Annotated in this window: 20 protein-coding genes; 1 reads left to right on the top strand and 19 read right to left on the bottom strand. The window is 35.9% G+C overall.

The window, feature by feature from the left end; all coding sequences use genetic code 11:
• The first annotated feature begins 9 nt into the window (after positions 1 to 9).
• On the top strand, positions 10 to 1,419 hold the full coding sequence (locus BXU11_RS03560) for a DUF4403 family protein (protein ID WP_078211032.1): 1,410 nt from the start codon (positions 10 to 12) through the stop codon (positions 1,417 to 1,419).
• Positions 1,420 to 1,670: 251 nt separating this feature from the next.
• On the opposite strand, the gene BXU11_RS03555 is transcribed toward BXU11_RS03560, so the two are convergent.
• The 19 genes from BXU11_RS03555 to BXU11_RS03465 form a co-directional block, all read right to left on the bottom strand.
• Positions 1,671 to 1,931: a hypothetical protein gene (locus BXU11_RS03555; protein WP_078211031.1), complete on the bottom strand. Its 261-nt coding sequence runs from the start codon at positions 1,929 to 1,931 to the stop codon at positions 1,671 to 1,673.
• Positions 1,921 to 2,463 carry a DUF420 domain-containing protein gene (locus tag BXU11_RS03550; RefSeq protein ID WP_078211030.1) on the bottom strand — a complete coding sequence of 181 codons (543 nt, stop codon included), beginning with the start codon at positions 2,461 to 2,463 and terminating at the stop codon, positions 1,921 to 1,923. Before BXU11_RS03550 ends, BXU11_RS03555 begins: the two co-directional genes overlap by 11 nt.
• A 1-nt stretch (position 2,464) precedes the next feature.
• Positions 2,465 to 3,151 carry an SCO family protein gene (locus BXU11_RS03545; RefSeq protein ID WP_078211029.1) on the bottom strand — a complete coding sequence of 229 codons (687 nt, stop codon included), beginning with the start codon at positions 3,149 to 3,151 and terminating at the stop codon, positions 2,465 to 2,467.
• 1 nt (position 3,152) lies between these two features.
• Positions 3,153 to 3,794: a hypothetical protein gene (locus tag BXU11_RS03540; protein WP_078211028.1), complete on the bottom strand. Its 642-nt coding sequence runs from the start codon at positions 3,792 to 3,794 to the stop codon at positions 3,153 to 3,155.
• Between the two features lie 77 nt (positions 3,795 to 3,871).
• Positions 3,872 to 4,222, bottom strand: coding sequence for a cytochrome C oxidase subunit IV family protein (locus BXU11_RS03535; RefSeq protein ID WP_024980409.1), 351 nt, complete (start codon positions 4,220 to 4,222; stop codon positions 3,872 to 3,874).
• Between the two features lie 20 nt (positions 4,223 to 4,242).
• On the bottom strand, positions 4,243 to 5,220 hold the full coding sequence (locus BXU11_RS03530) for a cytochrome c oxidase subunit 3 (protein WP_024980408.1): 978 nt from the start codon (positions 5,218 to 5,220) through the stop codon (positions 4,243 to 4,245).
• 43 nt (positions 5,221 to 5,263) lie between these two features.
• Positions 5,264 to 5,851, bottom strand: coding sequence for a cytochrome c oxidase subunit 3 (locus tag BXU11_RS03525; protein WP_024980407.1), 588 nt, complete (start codon positions 5,849 to 5,851; stop codon positions 5,264 to 5,266).
• Position 5,852: 1 nt separating this feature from the next.
• Positions 5,853 to 6,746, bottom strand: a complete 894-nt coding sequence (gene cyoE / locus BXU11_RS03520; RefSeq protein WP_078211027.1) for a heme o synthase — start codon at positions 6,744 to 6,746, stop codon at positions 5,853 to 5,855.
• Between the two features lie 110 nt (positions 6,747 to 6,856).
• Positions 6,857 to 8,965, bottom strand: coding sequence for a gliding motility protein RemB (locus BXU11_RS03515; protein WP_078212050.1), 2,109 nt, complete (start codon positions 8,963 to 8,965; stop codon positions 6,857 to 6,859).
• Positions 8,966 to 8,983: 18 nt separating this feature from the next.
• Positions 8,984 to 9,727 carry a deoxyribose-phosphate aldolase gene (gene deoC, locus BXU11_RS03510; protein WP_078211026.1) on the bottom strand — a complete coding sequence of 248 codons (744 nt, stop codon included), beginning with the start codon at positions 9,725 to 9,727 and terminating at the stop codon, positions 8,984 to 8,986.
• 177 nt (positions 9,728 to 9,904) lie between these two features.
• Complete coding sequence (locus BXU11_RS03505) at positions 9,905 to 10,285, bottom strand: VanZ family protein (RefSeq protein ID WP_223253704.1); 381 nt, start codon at positions 10,283 to 10,285, stop codon at positions 9,905 to 9,907.
• On the bottom strand, positions 10,278 to 10,658 hold the full coding sequence (gene gcvH / locus BXU11_RS03500) for a glycine cleavage system protein GcvH (RefSeq protein ID WP_024980403.1): 381 nt from the start codon (positions 10,656 to 10,658) through the stop codon (positions 10,278 to 10,280). Before gcvH ends, BXU11_RS03505 begins: the two co-directional genes overlap by 8 nt.
• Before the next feature lie 81 nt (positions 10,659 to 10,739).
• The gene (sprA, locus tag BXU11_RS03495; RefSeq protein ID WP_078211024.1) at positions 10,740 to 17,885 is read right to left on the bottom strand and encodes a cell surface protein SprA; all 7,146 of its coding nucleotides are present in this window, start codon (positions 17,883 to 17,885) and stop codon (positions 10,740 to 10,742) included.
• 23 nt (positions 17,886 to 17,908) lie between these two features.
• Positions 17,909 to 18,490, bottom strand: coding sequence for a Holliday junction branch migration protein RuvA (gene ruvA, locus BXU11_RS03490; protein ID WP_078211023.1), 582 nt, complete (start codon positions 18,488 to 18,490; stop codon positions 17,909 to 17,911).
• Between the two features lie 90 nt (positions 18,491 to 18,580).
• Positions 18,581 to 20,866, bottom strand: coding sequence for an NADP-dependent malic enzyme (locus BXU11_RS03485; protein ID WP_078211022.1), 2,286 nt, complete (start codon positions 20,864 to 20,866; stop codon positions 18,581 to 18,583).
• A gap of 135 nt (positions 20,867 to 21,001) precedes the next feature.
• Positions 21,002 to 21,430: a CBS domain-containing protein gene (locus BXU11_RS03480; RefSeq protein WP_078211021.1), complete on the bottom strand. Its 429-nt coding sequence runs from the start codon at positions 21,428 to 21,430 to the stop codon at positions 21,002 to 21,004.
• Between the two features lie 162 nt (positions 21,431 to 21,592).
• Positions 21,593 to 22,516: a tRNA epoxyqueuosine(34) reductase QueG gene (gene queG / locus BXU11_RS03475; RefSeq protein WP_078211020.1), complete on the bottom strand. Its 924-nt coding sequence runs from the start codon at positions 22,514 to 22,516 to the stop codon at positions 21,593 to 21,595.
• A gap of 2 nt (positions 22,517 to 22,518) precedes the next feature.
• Positions 22,519 to 23,541: a Holliday junction branch migration DNA helicase RuvB gene (gene ruvB, locus BXU11_RS03470; protein WP_024980397.1), complete on the bottom strand. Its 1,023-nt coding sequence runs from the start codon at positions 23,539 to 23,541 to the stop codon at positions 22,519 to 22,521.
• Positions 23,542 to 23,619: 78 nt separating this feature from the next.
• Positions 23,620 to 25,416, bottom strand: coding sequence for a cbb3-type cytochrome c oxidase subunit I (locus BXU11_RS03465; RefSeq protein WP_024980396.1), 1,797 nt, complete (start codon positions 25,414 to 25,416; stop codon positions 23,620 to 23,622).
• Positions 25,417 to 25,428: the final 12 nt, after the last annotated feature.

The raw sequence follows: 25,428 nt of genomic DNA, 5'->3' as shown, positions 1-25,428 counted from the left end.
ACAACGTACATGTCAAATTTTTTTTCCGCTAGGGCATCATTATTCGTTTTTGCCTTGTTCGCAAGCTGTTCTACATCTACCAAAATAGCCACTTTAAAACCAGAACCCGACGACGCGGTCCCTTTAGTCTACGACAGTAGCCCATCATTTATAAACCTTCCCGTATCGATCAAACTCAAAGACATTGAATACAAAACCAATGCAATGCTGAACGGCTTGATTTACGAAGACCTTTCCATAGAAGAAGACGATATTGAAATCAAGGTTTGGAAAGAAGCACCAATCACGATTAGCAATGCACACCAAGGTACCACTGAAAAAATCAAAACCGTTTTACCGCTAAAAGTTTGGGTAAAATACCGCATCGGAACCAAAAAACTAGGGGTAGCATTGTACACCTACAAAGAATTTAACTTGAATGGCGTGGTTACCCTTCATAGCGAAGTGAACTTAACCAACTGGCGTATGGATACCAAAACTGAGTTAAAATCTTTGGATTGGAAAGAGAGTCCTACTATGGTTCTCCTTGGAAAAAATGTTCCTATTACCTATATTATCAATCCAGCGATTAGTCTTTTCCGATCTAAAATTGAAAAGAAAATTGATGAGTCGATTACAAAAGCGATGGATTTTAAACCCAATGTTTTGGAGGCGCTTGAAAAAGTTTGCACGCCTTTTGAAATAAACAACACCTACTCTACTTGGCTAAGAATAAATCCCATTGAAATCTATACGACCAGTGCGAAACTAAAAAACGATTCTTTTGCACTAGAAATGGGGATGAAATGCAACATGGAAACCCTTATTGGCACAAAACCTACATCAAAATATGACAAGAATAAAATTGTACTGAAGCCTGTAACACAAATTCCGCAGCAAATCAACACCAATATTGCTGCCGTGTCTACATACTTAGAAGCCTCTAGAATTATGACTAAAAATTTTAGCGGTCAGGTTTTTGGGTCTGGAAGTAAAAAAGTAACAGTACAAAACGTGGCGCTATGGCACAAAAACGAGAAAATGGTCATTGCCTTGGATCTGTTGGGCAGTATCAACGGCACCATCTACCTAACGGGTGTACCGCAATACAATGAAAAAACGAAAGAAATTTATTTTGACAAACTAGATTATGTTCTAGATACAAAAGACAAATTGATAAAAACCGCCAATTGGCTGGCTCAAGGTTTGATTTTACGCAAAATGGAATCCAGTTGCAGGTACTCAATTCAGCCGAATTTGGAAGAAGGCAAGAAAAGCTTAATGAGCTACCTCAATAATTATTCCCCACTACCAGGTGTATTTGTCAATGGAAAAATGGAGGATATTCAGTTTCAAAAAATTCAGTTGACCAACCAAGCGATCATTGCATTCATAAACGTTAAGGGCACGGTTAAGATCACAATCGATGGATTAAAATAAAAGCTTTTCTATCCAGTATGCTTTATGCGTTAGAGATTACTTCACTCATACTATTTTCATAGGAATTCAGTGAACTTCGTTTGCAGTGGAAATCCTTTTTAAGGCTGTTTCTGCCTCAAAAAGATTGCAACGTAAAGCCCGGCCTTTGTGGAAACGCCCAAATAGTGAGTGATAGATAAAAAAATGTATTTATTATCGAATTAAGCGAAATAAAAAAGAGGCTGTTTCTAACCGAAACAGCCTCTTTTCATTTATGATTTTTTCTTCTTCATGCGATAGACATAATAACCGATGCCGGCCACTAGAATATATGGAATTATCATCAAATACACTATTCCGTCATTAACTGCCGCCGCTTTAGTTGCATTACCTTCGCTAGTCAAAGCCGCTCTACACATGGAACATTGAGCATACGAGGAAAATTCAAAAAGAAAAAAACAAATTCCAAAAAACAGGAATTGTGTCTTGCTACTTCTTATTTCTCTCTGCTGACTTCTATCTTTAATTCGCATAATAAGGCGCTATCATTAAATAAACGATCACTCCTGTAACCGCTACGTACAACCACAGTGGAAAGGTGATTTTGGCAATTTTTTTGTGTTTGTCAAATCGTTCTGCCAAAGCACGCACATACGTAATCAACACCAAAGGAATTACAGCAATAGACAACAAAATGTGCGACAAAAGAATGAAGAAATACACATAACGCAACACCCCTTGGCCACCATAACTTGTAGAATCTGTGGTCATATGGTAGGCAATATACATCACTAAAAACGCCAACGAACACCCGATGGCTGTTTTCATTAAATTTTCATGCAATTTCTTGTTGCCTTTTTTGATTGCCACAACGGCCCAAACCAACAAAACAGCAGTTAATCCATTGATAGAGGCATAAATTGGTGGTAAAAAACGTAAGGGCTCCACTTGGATACCAAAGTCTTTTAGTTTTACTTTAAACAAGATAGCTACTGCTACCGGAATGAATATGGATAACAAAACGATCCACTTATTGTATTTCTGTTCGACTGAATTTTGTGTCATGTTATTCTTTTAAAAGTAATTTAATATCTTCTTGTATTTCTTTCACCCCTTTTTGATCCAAACCGTCATAATATAAAATTGGATTTCCAAACTCGTCTTTTCTGCAGCGAATATGACCATTTTTGTCTACCAAAGCAAATAAACCAGAATGTTCAAATCCACCACTCACTTTTTTATTTGCAGCAGCATATAAGTTAAAACCTTTATTGGCTAAATCGAAAATGGCTGTTTTGTCTCCCGTTAGAAAATTCCAAGTAGAGGATTTTACACCCAAGAGTTTCGCATGCGCTTTCAACACTTCAGCAGTATCCGTTTCTGGATCGATGGTAATGGATACTATTCCGAAATTAGGGTTTCCAAAAAATGTTTTTTCTATTTGTAACATACTCAAATTCATCTTAGGACAAATGGTAGGACAAGTAGTAAAGAAAAATTCTAAAACATAGACTTTCCCATTGTAAAAGTCATTCGCAATCGCTTTATTATCCTGATTGGTCAATGCAAAAGAGGGTGCTTTGCCTACATCAATTAAGTCCTCGGCTTTTTCACCAGATCCATTTTTTTGATCCAATCGACTAGCGTTAACTACAGTATTTCCTTGGATTTTATCAATTATTTTAGGAATGGCATAAATACCAAAGATCAAAACAATGAATGAAATTCCGATATAGGATTTGTTTTTAAACATGTTACAATTGTTTAGTTGCGTTATTATTTTTTTTCAAGGCCGCTTTGTATTCGTACAAAAGGATTTTAAAATCATCAAGCATTTCGTTACTTAGCTCTGCAGGATGAAACGTATTATACCCTTCTTTGTATTCTTCTTTTTCTTTTCGCCCTCTAAGATTGCGTTCCTTATCTACAATAAAAACATTAGGAGTCCCAAGGGTTTTATCCAAGGGTTCTTTCAATTGTAATTGAGTATAAAACTTAAGAATTTCATCTGGTGTGGCAAAAACAAAATGCCATTGTGTAACATCAGTAAATGCTTTTAAAGCATCGACAACCGCTTGTGCTTCTTTTTCGGTACCGATTGGACAAAGCATCACAAATTGCAAATCTTTGAAAGTATGGTAACGCTGATAAATCTTTTGATTAAGATTAAAGAGATTACCCCTATTGGCTAACAAATTGCTGCCCGAAAAACCAAGTACAGTAATTTTACCATCCAATCGAACGACATCACCACGTAAGGATTTCCAATTACCAAAATCAGCTACTTTGGGCGTAATGGTGGGCAATTTAGTAAAACTATTTACCCCCGAAGCAAAAAACAAATAAGCTACAATAGGTAAAATAAACAAAATAAAAAGGACGCTATTTTTTTTCATCAGAAATGGAGAAATTGAGTAGGTAAAAATAAAAAAAGCTCCGATAAATCGGAGCTCTTTTCTGAATTAATATTTAGTTAAAAATTCCATTTAATGATAGAATTTTTAAAAACCCCGAATACATAATCACCTTCAGTTAATAGAATAAAAAGTAAATATAAAATTAAAAATACGAGTGGGATTACCACTGCACTTTGTAAGGATTTCTTTTCTCCTTCCATATGCATGAACGCCCAAACAATATAATAAGCTTTAAAAATTGTCAATATGTAAAATATCCAATTTAGCAAGTTCATTCCAAGAAAATTAGTAAAAAACAAAGATTCTGGTTTAATGATACCTAAAATTACTTCTACTGTAGTAACCACAGATAATAATCCGAAAACAAACCAAATTCTTTTGGTGTTAGAAACGTGTTCGTGTGACATAATAATAAGTTTCTTAAAAATTAAACAAGATAAAATACGGTAAATACAAATACCCAAACCAAATCCACAAAGTGCCAGTACAAACCAACCTTTTCTACCATTTCGTAACTTCTACGTTTTTCGTAAGTTCCTAACAAAACATTGAAGAAAATAATGATATTGATTACTACACCTGAAAACACGTGAAAACCGTGGAAACCAGTAATAAAGAAGAAGAAGTCAGCAAATAATTTGCTTCCGTATTCGTTATGATGAAGATTTGCCCCTTCAACTACAATTTTAGCATCGGCTAATCTAGCTTCTGACTCAGCTCTAGACAATACTTGTTTTTGTTTGTCTTTAGTAATTGTTTCTGTTCTTACTAACAATTCAGGATGTGCTTTAAAACCAGCTTGAATTTCTGCAACAGAATAAGTAGGCAAGGCAGGCTCACTCATAAACCACTTAGCTTGACTACGCGTTAATTGTTCACGTTCTTCGTGTAAATCGGTAGCAAAATCTGCCAAAGCTACACGTTTTCCGTCTTTGTCAACAAACTGAAGTAAACTTCCACCAGTAGTTTCTACTGCACCGTACTCTCCTTTGATAAAGTTTTTCCATTCCCAAGCTTGAGAACCTACGAAGATCAAACCTCCAATAATAGTCAAAAACATGTAAAGTGCTACTTTATCTTTTTTCATTTGATGTCCTGCATCCACCGCTAACACCATGGTTACAGATGAGAAAATAAGGATAAAAGTCATTAAGGCTACATAATACATTGGAGCAGATACTCCGTGTAAAAATGGAAAGTGAGTAAACACTTCGTCGGCTAATGGCCAAGTTTCGATAAATTTAAATCTAGAAAATCCGTAAGCTGCAAGAAAACCAGAGAAAGTCAAGGCATCAGATACGATAAAAAACCACATCATTAATTTACCATAACTCGCTCCCATTGGCTCATTTGCGCCACCCCAAGTCTTTTCGTCGTTGTTTGCAGTAGTAACTGTCGCTCCCATAAAATTAATTTGTTAAAAAGTTCCCAAATTTATATTTTTTTTCTTATTTAAAGAAATATAAAAACAAAAATAAATATACCCATAATACATCCAAAAAATGCCAGTACATTACACCCAATTCAATTCCAAGGTATTGAGTTGCGCTGTACTTTTGTTTGTAATGATTATAAATAATAATCAAAAGAGAAACCAAGCCTCCAGCTAGGTGTAAAAGATGCATAACTGTCACAATATAAAGGAATGTTGTAGTTATTGAACTAGCTGGTCCGGTAAAATAAAAGCCATTAGCCACAATTTCTCCAAAACCTACAAACTGTAATACCACAAAAGAAATTCCTAAAATCATTGTTAATAACAACCATTGCATAGTTGTTTTTTGCTGGTCTTTTTGAATCGATTTTTTAGCCAAATGAAATGTTAAACTACACGCCACAATAACAAGTGTACTTGCAAAAAAAGCAACAGGTAATTCAAAGTTTTTTAACCAATCTACTCTTGATTTACTAACCACAAAAGCACTTGTCAATCCAGCAAACATCATGGTCATACTTACCATTGCGAATAACAAAATCAATTTATAGGATTTCCCAGTCCTAGATTGATATTCTTCTTTAGTCATCATTGTATCCATACTATCTCAAAAATTTATCTACTATATATATTAATTGCAACAAGGTAATATACGAAACGCTTACCAACATTAAAGCTCTTGCAGACTTGGTAGTTCGTAATTGATACACTTTCACTGCATAAAACAACATCCACAATCCTAACAAAAAGACCAACACTGCAGCAACAGGTGTTAAAAACAAAGAACCTGTATATCCGAACATCGGCAAAAGCGACGCGATGATTAACCAAACCGTATATAATATAATCTGCAATGCGGTTCCGTTATCTTTTTTTCCAGTAGGCAACATAAAGAAACCTGCTTTTTCATAATCTTCATATAAAAACCAACCGATAGCCCAGAAATGGGGAAATTGCCAAAAAAACTGAATCAAAAACAAGGTACCAGCTTCAATGCCAAATTCACCTGTCGCAGCCACCCATCCTAACATAAATGGTATGGCTCCTGGAAAAGCACCTACAAAAACTGACAAAGAAGTCATAGTCTTTAAAGGAGTATAAATACTTGTATATAAAAAAATCGAAATTGCACCGAACATGGCCGACTTTGGATTAATACTGTATAACAAAGTCAACCCTAAAATTGTCAATAAAGTAGCAACTATCAAAGCCAACTTTGGCTGCATTCGCCCTGAGGCCACTGGACGCTTTTTAGTTCGATCCATTAAAGCATCTAAATCCTTTTCAATAACTTGATTGTAGGCATTTGAGGCTCCCACCATACAATAGCCTCCAACAGCTAACTTAAACAAGACCCACAAAGTGCTTGTTTCAAAATGATCAATCCCTAAAACAAAACCTGCAATGGATGAAAAAACAACACTAATGGCAAGACCAGCTTTGGTAATGGCTTTAAAATCTAAATAAATGGATTTGATCGAAATTGTATTTGTCAAAGCGTTTTAAAGTAATGTTAATTTTATAAAAAATTTTTGCAAAAGTAGGGTATCGCAAGGGATTAGACAAAAAACAAATCATAAATTATATCCGTAAGAAGACACCTATATTAATAATCAAAATAGAAGTTGAAAATATCAGATCTTACTCCGACACTAAACCAATTGGTACTCTGATTAAAAGTGGCTATTGTGTTTTGTGAAGGATCGAAACTTCTGTAAATGTAACTAGCGAAAAACTTCAAATTAGTAGCTGGATTGACCAAATAACCTCCTTGAATGTCTGCTATAAAAACTTTTGTCTTGTTCCCCTGTCCTACTTTTACACCTGTATCAAAAGGACGTTTATCATCGTAGTCTTTATAAATATTGCCGCCATAATTAAAACTATCTTCGGTGGTATCAAAATCAAGACCACGTGTTCCAACGGTTACTTTAGCATCTGCCAAAAGTCTTCCTTTATGATAACGACCAATGGCAATTAACTCATTGAAATTCCCTCCCCATTGATGGCCCAAACTCTGATTATTGTGCGCGTAGTTCGTAACGGGATTACTGTGTGAATACACATAAGGACGCACATGATTGTATTCTAACTGCAATAAAAGATTATTTACCTTGAAAGCATTGTAATACTTCAAACCGAATTGATATCCGAATTTGTTTTTCCAACTATTATCACCTCCTTTTACGTCACCCAATGAAAATTCATCTACTAATAATTGTCCGTAGGCATTAATGGAAGCATCCCATTTGTATTTAAAGGTAAGCCCCAACAAAGCATTTCCGCTTCTGGAGGAAGACCCAAATTCTACTGCGCGATAAAAAATAATAGGATTCACAAAGCTCATATCAAAGCCTCTATTGTTGTCTTTTGTCCAAACTACTGATTCAAAAAAACCTAAATTCAAGCGATTCGAAACATTCCAACTCAAGTAATGATTCGCCATAAATTTGGTAGCATACGTTCGATCTACAGTCACTTCAGGACGCACATCTTTGAGCCACATATACGTATTAGTATATTTTATTTTCCAAAAATTAGTATTGATTTTAAAGTAAGGATAAGGACTTGCACCATCACTTTCTAATAAAGAACGATACCCATCTCCAATAAAGTTTCTACCATAACCCAGCTGTAAATCAATAAATTTATTTGGAGTAAAAGTAATGTTGGCTTCCGCCAAAGGAAAATCGTAAGCATCATCTTTGAATCTTTTGGCAATTCCAATTCCAGGAATGATTGCAGGATTTCCACCCGAAGGCTTAATGGATTCTGCATATTGATTATAATAATCTGCAAAACGTCCTTGACTTTCAAAAACGGTGGTAGTAAAATTCAACTGTTTCCCCAATCCCCCTCTAAAATTGAGTGCACGAGTATTCACATACGTATAGGAATTATCAGTTTGAGACGCTTTTCCCAATTGCAAATCGACTATAGGATTCAAGGTAAACCAATAGTCCTCGCCTTGAATCGCGACCATGTTTTCGTTCCACAACTTTCTAGACCACCAACCTGAAGCTTTCTTTTGTAACTTTTCAGCAGCTGCATTCATGTCATAATACTTAGCTACTTCGGCATAAGTATAAGGTTTAGAAGCGGTATGATTGTTACTTCCCACTTGATTCATCTTGGCATCAAACTGTGCATAAAGACTGTGAGAAAAAGGCACATTTAAATGGCTTTCGTACTCAGGATTGCGGTATTTTTTGTAGACAATACTATCTAATTCTGTTAGCTTTGGATTTTTAACATTGAGAATTTCTGCTTTGGCAAGTGCCTCCGCTTCGAACTGTTCTTTTGATTTTAAAGGAATAGCAATAGCAATCGTATATTTAGAATATGTGGGCTTTCCGTTATAGGTAGCAGGACTTACTTTGGGCAAGATCGCAAAAACTCTTTTCACCTCGTTGCTATACGATTCCGAAATGGCATCGACATACAAAACCTTAAATTTTCCTTCTTCAGTTACCTCAAAAAGTACTTTTAATTTCCCACTAAAAGAATCATTTTGGGGCACTTTAAAATTGGAAAATACAAAATCTTGCACTTGGTCATAAAAACACTGCTCGGTTGCTTTGGCTTGAAGATTTTGACAAGAAGAGAACACTGGAAACCGCTCTACCTCTGAAAAGGGGGCTACGTTTGTGTTTTGCCCATAACACCAATTGAATCCAATACTAACAATAAACAATACAATTTTAATTCTATACATCATCTATAATTTGATTCTTTAGTATTCGCCTTCTGCCGAAGCTCCATCGATTATGGCTTTGGCTCCAGAAGTTCCAATGCGTTGTACACCAAGTTGTATCATTTGAATGGCATCTTGATAATTTCTAACACCTCCAGCAGCTTTTACAGGTAAGGGCGAAGCATTTTCAAGCATTAACTTTATCGTATCAACAGTTGCACCATTAGGCTCGTTGTTGGCTGTTTGATAAAATCCTGTAGACGATTTCACAAAGATTGATGCGAAGTCTTCTTCTTCAAAATGCTGCAAAACAACATTTTTGATGAATGCAGAAAGTTGAATAATTTGGGTATGATTCAAAGCTGCCACTTCAATGATCCATTTTACAACCTTCTTATGTGCTAAACCTAACTTTGTTCCTTGTACAATCTCTTGCTTCACCAATTCAAACTCCCCTCTTTTAAAGGCTTCGTAATCACAAACAAAATCCAAATCGTCGGCGCCGTCTGCTATGGCTTGTTCAGCCTCTGCCAACTTAGCTTGCAGATTAGCATCCCCTTTTGGAAAAGCAATGACAGTACCAATTAGAACTTTGGAACCTGCGGCTTCGATTAATTGTTTAGCCAAGGCCACTCGATCTGGACGAATCATAATCAATTTGAATTGTTCACGAATCGCTTCTTCAATGCATTCTGTAACCACTAGAACATTTTCAGCTTCAGAAATATTAGCTTGTTCATTGGTTTTTAAATAAGTTGAATCGAGGTAAGATCTAAGGTTCATAAGAATTTAGGTTTTAGAATTTTACAAATAATCGCTACAAAAGTACTGTATAAATAGAAAAAAAAGCAAAGAAGCTGTTATTTTTCATTTCGCCGAATTTGTTTTTAATCTCAAGGATATATTTAGAAAGAAGAAACCATATCACTAAAAAAAAATCCCATCGAAATGGGATTTTAATTATTCAATGTCTTTAGTGGCGTTACAATAAGCATTCAACATAGCGATTGCTAAAAGTGCCCCTAGAACGTTGGCTAGAATATCGGAAACATCGGCACTGCGAGTGGTTGTTAAAAAGCCTTGAGCAAATTCAATCAGCAATCCAAAAACAAAGGAGAGCAAAAAAGAAAAGACCAATACTTTGTTGACAGAATCAAAAAACTTGCTTTTGAAAAATGCCATACCCCAAAGTGAGGTAAACGACAAATGCATTACAAAATGCACTACTTTATCAATTCCAACGATATTAATAGTTGGAACATCAGATGATTTTATCAAGCAAACAAAAACAATTAAACCTGTCCAAACGATAGCAAGGCCGAAAAAAGAATATTTATGCACCAATTAATTCTTTGTAAGCTGCATCAGATAACAACTCTTCTATTTCGCTTGGATTAGCAATTTTTACTTTCACCATCCATCCCGCTCCGTAAGGATCAGCATTCACCGTTTCAGGAGCTGCTTCTAAATCATCATTAAAGGCGATAATCTCTCCGCTAAGTGGTAAAAATAAATCAGAAACCGTTTTAACAGCTTCTACCGTTCCGAAAACTTCGTCTTTATCTAATGTTTGGTCTAAAGTCTCTACTTCTACATAGACAATATCTCCTAACTCTTTTTGTGCAAAATGAGTAATTCCTACGGTTGCAATATCGCCTTCGATACTAACCCATTCGTGATCTTTTGTGTACTTTAAATTTGATGGTACGCTCATAATATATAAATGTTGTGTTATTTACAATAAGAAGCAAAGGTAACTATCTTGTATTAATTTTTTACAAAGAATAAGTACAAATTAATTACCAAAATTATAACGCAAGGTAAACCCTGAACGTATATTAGTTAACGGAAAAGTAGTTGAAATTACCGCTTTCGAGAACGAATGGTCATAATAGAAAATAGCCGTCAAATTTTTACTAAACGAATAATCTGCAGCCACACGCAATTGCCAAATATTTTGTCCCGCCGCCAATTTATTATTATCATAATCCAAGTAACGAACTAGGGTTTGATTGTTACGATACGACACATCCGCTTTCAAATTAATATCACTTTTGATGATTCCAGTGGGGCTATCGGCCAAGCGCGAAGAAAAAATCACATCTTTAAATCGATAACCTAAACCAACAATGTATTCGATTCCTTTGACTTCGGTCAATAAATTATTATCAAAACTCATGGACAAAGCACGATCTTTTTTGATTTCAGTTAATACCTTAAAGGAGTTTTTCAATTCAAAATCTAAACGAATAAGCGGACTAAATTGTTCAACCAAGTTGATGTTAGACAATACAATTGGGTTAAAATAATTTCCTCCAACATCTGTTCCATTTGGTTTTTTTGTATACTCAAAATTAGAACGATAATCATTGATCGTATAGGATGAGCGATAGTGATGTAAGAGCGAAACTCTTTTGAATCGATTTTTAAAAAAATTATACCTCATAAAACCGCTGTACTTAATAGACCAGTTCGGGATTGGAAAACTTCTAAATATACCCGTAGAAACGTCATTGGCATTCCCACCTGTATACGCCGCCAAAAACGAAGGTAACAATACCGCTTGATTGTTTTTGCCGTACCCTTTTGGAAATCCATCGGCATCAATATTGGCAGGATTGGAGAGATCAATACCACGTTGCGAAGCCAATCGATTCGCAATAATTAATCTGTTACTTCTAAAATCGTCGAAAGCATCCGAACCATTGACATCACTTTTAGAAAAAGCTGTTTTTATTAAAACGGTAGAGATCGAAAACATTCCGTAGCTATAAGGCGACAATGATCGATAATTGCCATCAATTACATTGTATTGCTCGGATGAATTTTCAGAATAAGAGCGGTCAGCAGTTAAGTCTATTTTAAAATCAGGAAACAAATCAACATTAGCAGTAGCCTTTAATATTTTATTGGTTACTTGGGTATAATTTTGATTAAAGTCTTGATAATTGGTCAACCAACCCCTTTTGGCCGATTCATATCTGATATCATCTTGACTTCCAAAAATAAATCCTATGGAAGGCTTAGAAGAACCTAAAAAGCCTAAACCTTGTGTAAAACCAGGCAACACCGTACCACTATTGTGCGTATAATTGACTTGAATGTTTTTTACACTAGTCAAAACACCCACTAATCCATCCATAAAAGGGCTTCTTTGCTGTATTGGTTTTATGGCAGTATTCACTACTTTTTCTCCAGGTTTTGGTGCCAGGGCTTTGGGTTTGGCTGACGACGCTCCTTTTTTAGTAAGCCCTAGATATTTGTACAAGGTTTCCATTGCGAAAGAAGTATTCAATATTTTGGAACTCGCATTTTGGATCGTATTCCCTAAATTATAATCAACCCCACCGATAGAAATATCGGACAAAGCATTCGATGCGCGCTGCCAACTATAATCGCCTTGGTAAGTAAAACTAGCCTTCACAAAGCTAAAGACCGGGATTTTATTTAAAGGAATTTCATAGTTAACAATCAGTTGCTGTGTATGCTGGTTCGGATCTCCGATATCAAAATAACTATCCCAAATGGTAAAGGTATCAATTGGCGTATTATCTTCATTCAAATAACTTTTAACAATATTATTTGAAGAAGCAGTATAATTTAATCGCAATGATTTTGTCAAATTATAATTGAACCCATACTGATAATTGAAAGCGAAATTTCGACGATATAAAGGATCTAACCCAATCCCCACTACATCTACTTGTCTAAATTGTTGACGGTTGTACTGACGAATAACGCTAGAGTTAAATGTAATATTAGTAGGTAAATAATTAAAATTAAAGTCTTGTAACCATTTCCAATACTCACTCTTTTTTACAAAAGTTTTTTTCTTAAATGGCTCTACTGGTTTAGGCTGAAAATTAAAAGCATAGTTTACCGTGGTATTACTCAATTGGTCCGTATAGCTTTCAATTTCATAATCATGACGCTCTACTTCATTGTAAGACTGAGAGAAGGTAAAGTTCTCCGGATCATAGACTCTTTGTTTTTGTTCTGGACTTCTCTCTTTTCTAACGCCAATAAAATTAATACTGGTACGCTTAGTATAATCCACAGCGCGACTTTCTATATTTTCTCTCGCATCTTTGTCAGTGGTAAATTTCAACAATTCTTTCAACCTAATGTCTTGATTGAAAGGATCGTACTCTGGGGTAATTACTTCCTCGCCAATACCGTAATTAAAAGGCAAATTGATCCCCCATTTTTTAGGTAATAATTGTCCCAAATTCAAATTGGTCACTATACCATATTGTTGTATATCCTCTCGACTACGCTCATTAGGCCCTTGCTCTAAAGCACCAAAACCAATGGTTGTTTTTCTACCCGTGAGCGATAGCGTTGCAAAGTCGGCCATATTAGTGTCAATGTTTAACAAAGCTGCCATTCCTCCTTTGTTGTCCATATCGGCTAGACGCAATTCATTAAACCACACTTCGCCTAGAATACGCCTTTGATCATCATTTTTTAGCCCCACCATCAAAGTTCTAACCAAACCAAAATTTGGATTTCCTTTGATTCCTATTCTCAATTTATTGTTTTTACCTGCTAAAGACCCGTCCAGTTCGTCTTCAAATTTATAAAAAATACCATCTGCAGGAAGCGTAGCTGGATCGATAGACATCGCTAAAATTTTTAACTGAGTCAATAAAGCCAATTTCAAATCTATTTCATTCGCTTCTGGCCAAACTAATTCTGGGCTCACTGGCGGACAATCCGAAGTTGATAAAGACACAGGCAAGGTTACTTTTAATGGAATTTCTATTTGATAAAAATTCTCAGTAAAGTCGTTTCCGAATCGAATAAATCCTACCATTTGATTGTCTCTCAAAGCTACTTCATTGGGTAAAGACTCGGCATGCAAGAACATTTTCAATTTATTGAATTGTCGCATGTCAATACTCACATTTTTGAACACAGCACGAGCATCATTGGGTTCTAACCCACTTCCCGACACACGCAACGATAGCGATTGTTCATTTTGATTAATCACAGTGTTATTGTTGAATAACTGCTCTCTTGTTACTCCCGGAGGCGTAACATAATTGATGGGGCAGCGTTCGTTGTTTTCCTGAATATTTACAGCTAAAACATCCAACTTTGTATCATCATCTATGGTATTGGGATCATTCACTTCGAATGACTTATCATAACGTCTCCATTCGCCTCGTACCAAATCTAAGGCACCAAAACGAAGGGTTACAGGGGATTCAAAATTAGTCATGAACATTCTCATGAATCGGATAGAACGAAAATCCGAAATACCACCAATGGTGTTTTGAGGCTGTGAAACCGGAATTTTAAATTGTATCCATCGCGCTTCAGTAGCCGAACCATCGGGCAAAGTTACCTGTGTATTTCTAATATCAGTAATATTGTTTTCACCAACACTCATACCCGGACGCATATCAATACTATATTCGTAATACGCATTGATGGTATTCATTGTATTATCACGATTGATATCTTCTACATCTGGGAATGTAGTGGATCCTCTATTCGCATCCGAAATGTTAACTGCAGAGTTTCCGTCGGTTCCGTTATATTTTTTGTAACGATCCACTACTCCTCCGGTCGTATTCGCAAAATAAGTATAATCATCAGCAGCAGGATCGGGTTCAGAAGCATAATTAGTATACACTGAAGCTTCTTGTGCGTTTTTCATTCCATCTAACCCCACGTCTTGATTGGCTCGGTTTTCAGCATTGCCATCAAAAGCATAGATCAAGGATTGCGAAGCAGGCACATCTCCCCAAATCGGTCTTGGGTTAACTAGTATTTGATCTGAACCTAAACCATTCTCGTATTGTTTTCTACCGTCTTTGAGGATATCCTCTGAAATTTCACCTAAATTAAAATACACCTTGCCTGAATTGGTCGGGCTAGCATTGCCTTTGCCTACATAAGGATCCAAAACCCAAAACTGTATATACTCTACATTACCTTGTTCAAAATTTGTGGTATTAATGGCACGCATAATTCCTCCAAAATTATCTTTAGGTGTGGCCGAAAAAGTGGGCGAATTATTATACGGGCCTCTTTCTTGAGGGAAAAAACTCAAATCTAGGGTATTGATCACTTGAGTTTGACCTTGAGCAATGTCGGTATTTGGATACAACTCTTGACTAAAAACACGCCTTGTAGTATTCAAAGAAATATCATTATTGGTGATACCCGCTGGTTTTTGTGTATAAAACAAAGGATCGATAGTGTACCAAGCCAATTTAGCTCTTTTGAAACCGTAACTTAAATCGGTGGCACTTTCGTTGAAATTGTACAAACTCTCAGCATCATTAACTGGAGTAGATGATAAAAACCAAGCAAATGGAGAACGCAAATCTATAGTAGACTGAGACCCTTCAAAATCATCAACATAAACAGTAGATTCTCCTTCGAATTGATCTGCTTTTGGCGTATCCGGTTTTAAAAAAGCTACTTCCCCTCGAATGGACAAATTGGAAGGTACATCGGTATCAATGTTAGGCAGTTTATTGACTAATCTTGTAAAAAAAGGAACCTCTGCAGCAAAGTTTCCATTAAATCCAAAAATAGTATTGTTCACGGATTCTTGTCCATAACTAGACTTTTGAGTAAACGGTCTTTCGGACATCTTTAAAAAAGTTCCTCCTAACACAAATTTTTCTGAGATTTTATGTTCTACATTCAACCCCATAAAACGTCGGGTTTGCTGTCCGAAAATCGAATTATTTTCTAAAGACACTTCGATTGGAGTATTAGAAGCTTGTAAGGAAGGATCCAAAATTTGTACTCTTCCTAATTGATAATTTACACTGTAATCCACCCCTTCGACTAATCGTCGTCCCGCCGCAGTAACCACTACAGAGCCTTGCGGCACATTGAGTGCTCCAATTGGAATACCGTCTCCACTAGAAGATTTGAACTTTCCTCGAATCAAATATTTGTTTTTATCTATATCTTGCAAAGCACCCGCTTGCGTATTGCGGTACATGCTTCTAAAAACATATTTTTTCTGATTCCCATTATAAGAATCTACGTCATTATATTTTTCAAGCGAATTCGGATTTTTTAATTTTGAAAAGATCAGTTCCCCAAATGGTTCTTTGGTGGTAAACATGATTCTACCATTTTGGGTATCGATAGTGGTTCCCGGAAGAAAATCAAAAAAACCATCGCCACCCGCTTGCGGATCGTTATTAAAATTCAATCGATCCAAATTAAATACTTTCAACAAAGGAGTTTCGGCTACTTTATTTTCTGGTGTTGGATTGGAAGGGAACGGACTTCCATTTACCTCTGTAATATAATTAATGGGAGATGGATCGGCATACAAAATGTTTACTCGGAAATCTTCTTGCTTTAATTGATAACCACCGGGAACTTGATAGATGTTTTTCATCATCAAATTCCAAATAGGATCCTTGACATTGGTTAGGTTGCTTTTAAGCATTTTCAAAATCAAACTTTGGGTAATAATTGCCTGATTTGCATTATTATTTCCGCCTACAACTTCGGTAGCATCGACTCCATCATTTCCAAATTCCCCAACCTGATACACTTGATCACCAATGGTGTACTGATAGGCAACAGCCAAAACCTCATCGTTACTCAAACGCTGTTGCAACGAGATAAAACCTAATTTTGAATTATAAGTATACTCGTTAGCGGTTAATTTTCGGGCATTTTCAAGTTTCGAATAGTCTCTACCTTCCCTAACTGTGGTATTAAATCCAGAGCTTGAAGTGGCAATCTCTCTAATATTTGAATTCAACAATCCCGATCCTGCAGTAATTTGGCCCGGATCATAATCATTGTTGGTATTGTCTGAAGGTGAATTAGCCGGATTGTTAAAAATTCCAGTGGAGGGACTCAAAACCACCACTTCGTTATCCGCTAAATCCGTTAACTGCGATTCCCCTAAATCCTGTAATGCGATAATATTTCGTAAATTATTGGAAGTAGCATTTACGCGATTTTGTCTGTTGGTCACCCAAACTTCGATACGTGTAATCTGTACTCTACTGTCAATGAATGGATAGCCTTCAAGTGCTTTATCGTATCGATTTCTAAAATATTGCGACAAGAAAAAGTGTCTATCATTGTCATAATCCAAAGCAAAAAGTTCATAATTCTGAACGGTTCCTCCGCCTTCAGCAACCAAGCTTTTAGTTTGCGATTTTTGTTCTGAAAAAACACCAGTAAAAGTTGTTCTACCAAATTGCAATTGAGCTTTTACCCCAAATAAACTTTGTGCGCCACGAATCAAGGAGCTATTTAAAGGCAAGCTCACGTTACCCACTTCTATTTTTTGAACAATATCATCCTCGGTTGGAGTAAATTCTAACTTGATTAAATTTTGAAAAGCAAAAGTAGATTGGGTATCATAATTAGCGTTCACCCCTAATCGGGTTCCTACTTTCCCCATCAAACTCATACTAATACGTTGATCAAAATCAAAAGAAGTATTGGCTCGGTTTCTTGGAGAAAAAGAAGGATTATCTTGTTTGGTGTAGCGAACACCGAGATCCATTTCTACAGAACCTGTTGGTTTTACATCAATAGTATTACTTCCAAAAACAGATTCAAAAAAGCTTGATTTTATATAATAGCGAGGCAATAAGTCCTTTTTAGCTTCTTCAGCACCGTTCTTTCTACCATCAATAGCGTCTGCTTTCTTCTTAAAATAAGTACGTCTTGATTCTTGCAAAACTAACTTTTCGTATTCCGCAGGCGTCAAAATAACAGGGAAATTGATTGTAATTCCTTCTAAATCGCTGGAATAAATATACCGATCTGTTATTGGGTCATAGGTATATGAAGACACTATACTTTTGGGATCTTTAATTTGAAGCTTTCCAACTGTATATCCTTTTTTGACCGTGTCTTGAATGGTAGGAATTACTTGTCCATACGATACAACACTGGCACATACAACAAATAAAAAAATACAAATTTTATGCATGCAATGGGGCTCTCGTGTTTTTTTTACAAACTTTTTAAGGCTTTCTTAATTATAGTTTCGACTGTAGCTTCGGGTTCTGCTAAGACAATTTTTTCGATAATTTTCTCACAAGTTTTTCGAACAAAACCTAAAACTTCTAGAGCAGATAACGCTTCATCTTTATTTGTATTGCTTTGCGAAACGGAAAGTTCGTCTAAATCGTATAATTTTACTACTTTTTCTTTCAAATCCAAAATAACACGTTGTGCAGTTTTGTTGCCAATGCCTTTTATGGATTGAATGGTCGCTACATCTGCAGCAGCGATGGCATTTGTAATTTGTCTCGGATCTAATGAAGAAAGCATGGTTCTAGCAATACCAGCACCTATGCCTGAAACGGACAATAATAATCGAAATATTTCTCGTTCTGATTTTTCTATAAAACCGTATAAAGTATGGGCGTCTTCTTTAATTTGAAGATGCGTGTGTAGCTTCACAAAATCAGTAGCAGGAAGCAATGAATAAGTATGTAATGAAATATTAATATGATAACCTACACCAGCACAATCGACAACTACATGTGTGGGTGATTTTTCGACTAATTTTCCTTGTAAATGTGCAATCATTTAATCTATTTAAAGAACCAAATATAACAAAAAAAAGTCTAGCAGTTGACTGAAAATCATCCGCTAGACTTTTAAATAAAATGGAGTAATTTAGTTACCCCCTTTTTTCTTTGCTTTTTCTTGAGCATCGATAATGGCAATGGTAGCCATATTTACCATTTCTTCAACACTTGCTCCTAGTTGAAAAACGTGTACCGGCTTACCCATTCCTAGCATAATTGGCCCTATAGATTCCACTTTATCGAGTTCTTTTAATAGCTTACTAGTAATATTGGCCGATTCCAAATTAGGAAAAATCAACGTATTTACTTTCTTGTCGGCTAGTTTAGAAAACGGAAATTTAGCTTTTAGCATTTCTGGATTCAATGCAAAATCGGCTTGAATTTCGCCATCAATACAAAGGTCAGGATGGTTTTCGTGCAAATAACTAACGGCTTGTCGAACTTTCTCTGCATTTGGATTAGGAGATGAACCAAAATTAGAATAAGAAACCATGGCAATTACCGGGGTAACACCAAACATTTTAGCTGTTTTGGCCGTCATTAAAGCAATTTTTGCTAAATCATCAGCAGATGGATTAATATTAATTGATGTATCAGAGAAAAACATGGGACCTCTTTTGGTCATCATGATATTTGTGGTCGCTACAATTGACGCTCCTGGGGCTTTATCTACCAATTGCAACATTGGCTTTACCACTGAGGGATAACTTCTGGTATGTCCAGTCACCAAGGCATCGGCCTCACCGGTATTGACCATCATTGCGGCAAAATAATTACGCTCACGCATTAATTTTTGGGCATCTAGAAAAGAGATTCCTCTTCTTTTTCGGGTTTCCCAATAGCTTGTGGCAAATCGATTGCGTCTTTCTTCTTCTTCTTTTTCTTTAGGATCAATAATGGTAACGTTAGCATCAAAACCTATTTCTTGCTTTAATTCTAAAATAATTTCTTTGTTTCCTAACAAAATTGGAAAACCAATCCCTTCATCATGAACAATCTGAGCAGCTTTTAACACGTCCAAATGATCGGCTTCGGCAAAGATGATCGATTTAGGATCTGATTTGGCTCTAGTAGTAATCATTCGAACCAATTTATTATCGTTACCTAAACGCTCCAATAATTCATCTTTATATTTTTCCCAATCCAAAATAGGATGTTGAGCTACTCCCGAGTCCATTGCCGCTTTGGCCACGGCGGGAGCCACAACCGAAATCAAACGTGGATCAAATGGTTTTGGGATGATATAATCGCGTCCGAAGGTCAACTTGGTTGCTCCATACGCTACATTCACTTGTTCAGGCACCGATTCTTTGGCCAAAGAAGCCAATGCTCTAACAGCCGCCATCTTCATGGCTTCATTAATTTTGGTTGCACGAACATCCAAAGCCCCTCTAAAGATATAAGGGAATCCCAAAACATTATTTACTTGGTTTGGATAATCAGAACGCCCTGTTGCCATGATGATATCTTTTCGAGTAGCAATAGCTAAATTATATTCAATCTCTGGATCAGGATTAGCCATAGCGAACACTATTGGATTATCCGCCATACTCAAAAGCATTTCTGGCGTCAACACATCCTTAGTAGACAGTCCAAGGAACAAATCGCAACCTTTCATCGCCTCTACTAGACTGATTTTTTCTCCTTCGCGAGCATATCGTTTTTGCATTTCAGAAAGTGTAGGATTGTCTTTAGTCAACAAGCCTTTACTATTGAACATATACACATTCTCAGGTTTAACGCCTAAAAGCACATATAAATCTGCACAAGCTATTGCCGCGGAACCTGCACCAGAAACCACCATTTTAACTTCTTCGGCTTTTTTATCGGCTAATTCTAAGGCATTAATTAACGCTGCAGAAGAGATAATCGCCGTTCCGTGTTGATCGTCGTGCATGACCGGAATATTCAATTCTTCCACCAATCGTCTTTCAATTTCGAAAGATTCTGGTGCTTTGATATCTTCCAGATTGATTCCTCCGAAAGTAGGAGCTATATTTTTTACTGTCTCGATGAATTCGTCAACATTTTTGGTTCCGATTTCAATATCAAAAACATCAATATCCGAAAATATTTTGAACAGAAGTCCTTTTCCCTCCATTACGGGTTTTGAAGCTTCGGGGCCAATGTCACCAAGACCTAAAACAGCCGTTCCATTGGTAATTACAGCTACTAAGTTTCCTTTTGCCGTATATTTATAAACGTTATTAACATCTTTTGCAATTTCTAAACAAGGTTCAGCTACACCAGGCGAATAGGCTAATGACAAGTCTCTTTGAGTAGCGTATTTTTTAGTGGGTACTACTTGAATTTTTCCAGGAGTTGGCTTTGCGTGGTATAATAAAGCTTCCTTTCTTTTGTTGTTATTCTCCATTTTTTTAGATTTTATCTGACCCGCAAAGATAAGTTTCTAAAACAACAATTAAACTAAAAAATTAACTTTATGATTCTTTTAAGGACAAAAAAAAAGCTGCAAATGCAGCTTTTACTAAAAAACATTTTTTTTTATTTATCCTTGGGTGATATACGAATTTAAATGCGCAATGGTTTCTTTTTGCATTTCGATAATTGCTTTTACAACATCACTAATAGAAATGATACCAACAACTACATCATTTTCAACTACTGGTAAGTGACGGACTCTTTTGGTGCTCATCAATTCCATGCAGTACTCTAGTTTATCTGAGGGACTAACTGTAAAAACCTCGGTAACCATGATTTCATGAACGAATGCTTTCTTAGAAGATTTTGATTTTAAAACGATTTTTCTAGCATAATCTCTTTCCGATAAAATCCCTTTTAGAATACCTTCTTCAATGATCAGAATGGCGCCTATGTTTTTTTCGCTCATCACTGTTAACGCTTCGTAAACAGTGTTACTGGAAAGTATAGAATACACATCCTTCCCCTTGGTGCTTAATATTTGATTAACAGTCATATAAATTAATTTAAATAATTATAAAGTTAAAAAAATAAACATTCAAAAACACAAAAGAATACGATAATTAAAAAAAATATCAGAAACAAAAAAACATACAACTACTTCTCTTTCTGCGTTTACCATGAACCACATTATTAAAGCGTATTTCTGGGGCCAAAACTATTTTGAGTGGTCCACATTACGAATAAGCCCATTCCATTTGGTTCGTTTCAGAGGTGAATTTTTGAATACTGCATTAAAAGTTTCTGATGTGATCTCTTCCCATTCTTTTTTTGACCACCCGAGCATTTCAGGGTTGGGGTTAAACAAAGGTTCTTGATGGGGTTTCGAGAATCGATTCCAAGGACATACGTCTTGACAAACATCACAACCAAAAATCCAATCGTCAAATTTCCCTTTGAATTCTGTTGGAATATTATCCTTTAATTCAATCGTAAAATAAGAAATACATTTACTTCCGTCTACTACGTAAGGTGCAACAATAGCTTGAGTAGGACATGCGTCAAGACAAGCAGTACAAGTACCACAATGATCTGTTGTGGCAAAATCATATTCTAAATCAAGATCAACAATCAACTCCGCAATAAAGTAAAATGAGCCAACCTTTTGTGTAATTAAATTACTGTTTTTCCCAATCCATCCTAAACCACTTTTCGCAGCCCATGCTTTATCTAGAACAGGTGCCGAATCAACAAATGCTCTTCCTGAAACTTCACCAATTTCATTTTGAATGGAAAACAATAACTCCTTTAATTTGTCTTTAATTACAAAATGATAATCTTGCCCAAAAGCGTATTTTGAAATCTTATAAGAATCTGGATTTTGTACTTCAGAAGGATAATAGTTCAATAACAAAGAGATTACGCTCTTTGCACCATCAACTAAAAGGGTAGGATCGAGTCTTTTGTCAAAATGGTTCTCCATATAACTCATTTGACCATTCATCTGATGATTCAACCACTTCTCTAATCTTGGTGCTTCACTCTCAAGGAAACCAACTTTAGAAATACCACAAGATAAAAAGCCGAGTCTTTTGGATTCGGCTTTTATAAATTGAGTATATTTTTCTTTGTTATTAATCATTACTAAAACAATCCGCCTTGAACATTCATTCTAACTTTACCCAGATGTTGATAGGCTTTTTCAGTTACTTCTCTTCCACGTGGTGTTCTCATAATAAAACCTTCTTGAATCAAGAAAGGCTCATATACCTCTTCAATAGTTTCACTACTCTCGGATACAGCAGTTGCCAAAGTAGTTAAGCCTACAGGGCCGCCTTTGAATTTATCAATAATAGTGATTAGGATTTTATTATCCATTTCATCCAGCCCGTGTGCATCAACATTAAGAGCTTTAAGTGCAAAACGAGCAATTTCTATATCAATGGTACCATTACCTTTAATCTGAGCAAAATCACGAACTCTACGCAACAAAGCATTGGCAATTCGTGGTGTACCTCTACTTCTTCCAGCAATTTCTATCGCAGCTTCCATGGTAATTGGCATTTTAAAAATCGATGAACTGCGCTCAACAATAGTAGTAAGCAACTCAGTAGAATAATATTGCAAACGTGAAGAAATACCAAAACGAGCACGCATTGGTGCGGTCAAAAGACCAGAGCGTGTTGTAGCGCCAATCAATGTAAAAGGATTCAAATTGATTTGAACCGTTCTTGCATTTGGTCCAGATTCAATCATAATATCAATTTTAAAGTCCTCCATGGCAGAATACAAATATTCCTCTACAATCGGACTTAACCGATGAATTTCATCAATAAAAAGGACATCTCTTTCTTCTAAATTAGTAAGCAAACCTGCTAAATCTCCGGGTTTATCAAGTACTGGTCCAGAAGTTATTTTAATCCCTACTTGCAATTCATTGGCCAAAATATTAGCTAACGTAGTTTTTCCTAAACCTGGAGGTCCATGAAAAAGGGTATGGTCTAAAGCTTCATTTCGCTGATTAGCAGCTGCAACAAAGACTTTCAAATTTTCCAAGACTTGATCTTGACCAGCAAAGTCGTCAAAACTAAGTGGCCTTAATCTTTTTTCTATATCAAGCTCGTCCGAATTATAATTAGTATTCGTAGGGTCTAAATTCTCATTCATTCGATAAAGGTAAAAAAAGGGTTTGCAATAAAAAAGCCTTTCACAAGGAAAGGCTTTTTTAACTTATATTTAAAACTACTAGTGATGTAAAACTTCCTCACCTGGTTTCATTGGAATATTCTGAGGGACAAAATCAGTATCATGACCCGGTTTACTGTAATCATAAGGCCATCTGTGTACTTCTGGAAGTTCACCAGGCCAGTTACCGTGAATATGTTCTACAGGAGCTGTCCATTCAAGAGTATTTGATTTCCATGGGTTTTGTTCAGCTTTCTTACCATAAAATATACTTACAAAGAAGTTATACAAGAATACCAATTGAAAAGCACCTCCAACTAAAGCAAAAGTAGTAATCAATACATTCACATTTTGTAAATCATCAAAAAGAGGAAAGTTAGTATTTGTATAGTAACGTCTAGGTAAACCAGCTAATCCAATAAAGTGCATTGGGAAGAAAACACCATAAGCACATACTGCAGTTACCCAAAAGTGAATGTATCCTAAATTCTTATTTAACATTCTACCGAACATTCTTGGGAACCAATGGTAAACACCAGCAAACATTCCATAAAGTGCAGAAATACCCATTACCAAGTGGAAGTGAGCTACCACAAAGTAAGTATCGTGAACATTAATATCTAGTGTACTATCTCCAAGAATAATTCCAGTTAAACCACCAGTAATGAAAGTTGAAACCAAACCAATTGAGAACAACATCGCTGGGTTCAATTGTAAGTTACCTTTCCATAAAGTAGTGATATAATTAAATGCTTTTACGGCAGATGGAATTGCAATCAATAAAGTCGTAAATGTAAATACAGAACCTAAGAAAGGATTCATTCCTGAAATAAACATATGGTGACCCCAAACAATTGTTGACAAGAAAGCGATCGCCAAAATAGACATAATCATCGCTCTATATCCAAAAATTGGTTTACGAGAATTCGTAGCAATAATCTCAGAAGTAATTCCTAATGCTGGTAGTAATACGATGTAAACCTCTGGGTGACCTAAGAACCAAAATAAATGCTCAAAAAGAACTGGTGATCCACCTTGATAATGTAAAACCTCTCCTGCAATGTATATATCAGATAAGAAGAATGACGTACCAAAACTTCTATCAAAGATCAATAATAAAGCAGCTGAAAGCAAAACTGGAAAGGAAATAATACCAATAATTGCGGTTACAAAAAACGCCCAAATTGTTAATGGCATTCTAGTCATTGTCATTCCCTTAGTTCTTAAATTGATTACAGTAACTACGTAATTCAAAGAACCCATTAAAGAAGAAGCAATAAAAATAGCCATTGAAACTAACCAAAGCGTCATACCCGTTCCTGAACCAGGAATTGCTTGAGGTAAAGCACTTAATGGAGGATAAATTGTCCATCCAGAAGAAGCTGGACCTGCTTCTACAAAAAGAGAGCAAATCATAATTACACTTGACAAGAAAAATAACCAATAGGATACCATATTCATGAACCCTGACGCCATATCTCTAGCACCAATCTGAAGCGGAATCAATAAGTTACTAAAAGTACCACTTAACCCTGCCGTCAAAACAAAGAAAACCATTATGGTTCCATGAATGGTAACCAAAGCTAAATAAATATCATTAGCCATAACTCCATCAGGAGCAAATTTATCGCCTAATAAAATATTGAATATCTTAAAAGACTCCTCTGGCCATGCCAATTGCATTCTAAAAAGCAAAGACATTCCAACACCAATAATCCCCATCACAATACCAGTAATTAAGTATTGTTTAGCAATCATTTTATGATCAATACTAAAAATATATTTAGTAATGAATGTATCCTTATGATGGTGTTCGTGCTCGTGATCGTGTCCGTGATCGTGACCTTCTGCTGACATATATATACTTTT

The organism is Flavobacterium sp. LM5 (assembly GCF_002017945.1).
Lineage (GTDB): Bacteria > Bacteroidota > Bacteroidia > Flavobacteriales > Flavobacteriaceae > Flavobacterium > Flavobacterium succinicans.
Note: the sequence above shows the minus strand (reverse complement) of the source record. Positions and strands in the feature narration are given on the sequence as shown.

Coding starts and splice junctions, on each gene's coding strand:
- BXU11_RS03560 (WP_078211032.1), top strand. CDS start 10: ATGTCAAATTTTTTTTCCGCTAGGGCATCATTATTCGTTTTTGCCTTG.
- BXU11_RS03555 (WP_078211031.1), bottom strand. CDS start 1,931: ATGCGAATTAAAGATAGAAGTCAGCAGAGAGAAATAAGAAGTAGCAAG.
- BXU11_RS03550 (WP_078211030.1), bottom strand. CDS start 2,463: ATGACACAAAATTCAGTCGAACAGAAATACAATAAGTGGATCGTTTTG.
- BXU11_RS03545 (WP_078211029.1), bottom strand. CDS start 3,151: ATGTTTAAAAACAAATCCTATATCGGAATTTCATTCATTGTTTTGATC.
- BXU11_RS03540 (WP_078211028.1), bottom strand. CDS start 3,794: ATGAAAAAAAATAGCGTCCTTTTTATTTTGTTTATTTTACCTATTGTA.
- BXU11_RS03535 (WP_024980409.1), bottom strand. CDS start 4,222: ATGTCACACGAACACGTTTCTAACACCAAAAGAATTTGGTTTGTTTTC.
- BXU11_RS03530 (WP_024980408.1), bottom strand. CDS start 5,220: ATGGGAGCGACAGTTACTACTGCAAACAACGACGAAAAGACTTGGGGT.
- BXU11_RS03525 (WP_024980407.1), bottom strand. CDS start 5,851: ATGGATACAATGATGACTAAAGAAGAATATCAATCTAGGACTGGGAAA.
- BXU11_RS03515 (WP_078212050.1), bottom strand. CDS start 8,965: ATGTATAGAATTAAAATTGTATTGTTTATTGTTAGTATTGGATTCAAT.
- deoC (WP_078211026.1), bottom strand. CDS start 9,727: ATGAACCTTAGATCTTACCTCGATTCAACTTATTTAAAAACCAATGAA.
- gcvH (WP_024980403.1), bottom strand. CDS start 10,658: ATGAGCGTACCATCAAATTTAAAGTACACAAAAGATCACGAATGGGTT.
- sprA (WP_078211024.1), bottom strand. CDS start 17,885: ATGCATAAAATTTGTATTTTTTTATTTGTTGTATGTGCCAGTGTTGTA.
- ruvA (WP_078211023.1), bottom strand. CDS start 18,490: ATGATTGCACATTTACAAGGAAAATTAGTCGAAAAATCACCCACACAT.
- BXU11_RS03485 (WP_078211022.1), bottom strand. CDS start 20,866: ATGGAGAATAACAACAAAAGAAAGGAAGCTTTATTATACCACGCAAAG.
- BXU11_RS03480 (WP_078211021.1), bottom strand. CDS start 21,430: ATGACTGTTAATCAAATATTAAGCACCAAGGGGAAGGATGTGTATTCT.
- queG (WP_078211020.1), bottom strand. CDS start 22,516: ATGATTAATAACAAAGAAAAATATACTCAATTTATAAAAGCCGAATCC.
- ruvB (WP_024980397.1), bottom strand. CDS start 23,541: ATGAATGAGAATTTAGACCCTACGAATACTAATTATAATTCGGACGAG.
- BXU11_RS03465 (WP_024980396.1), bottom strand. CDS start 25,416: ATGTCAGCAGAAGGTCACGATCACGGACACGATCACGAGCACGAACAC.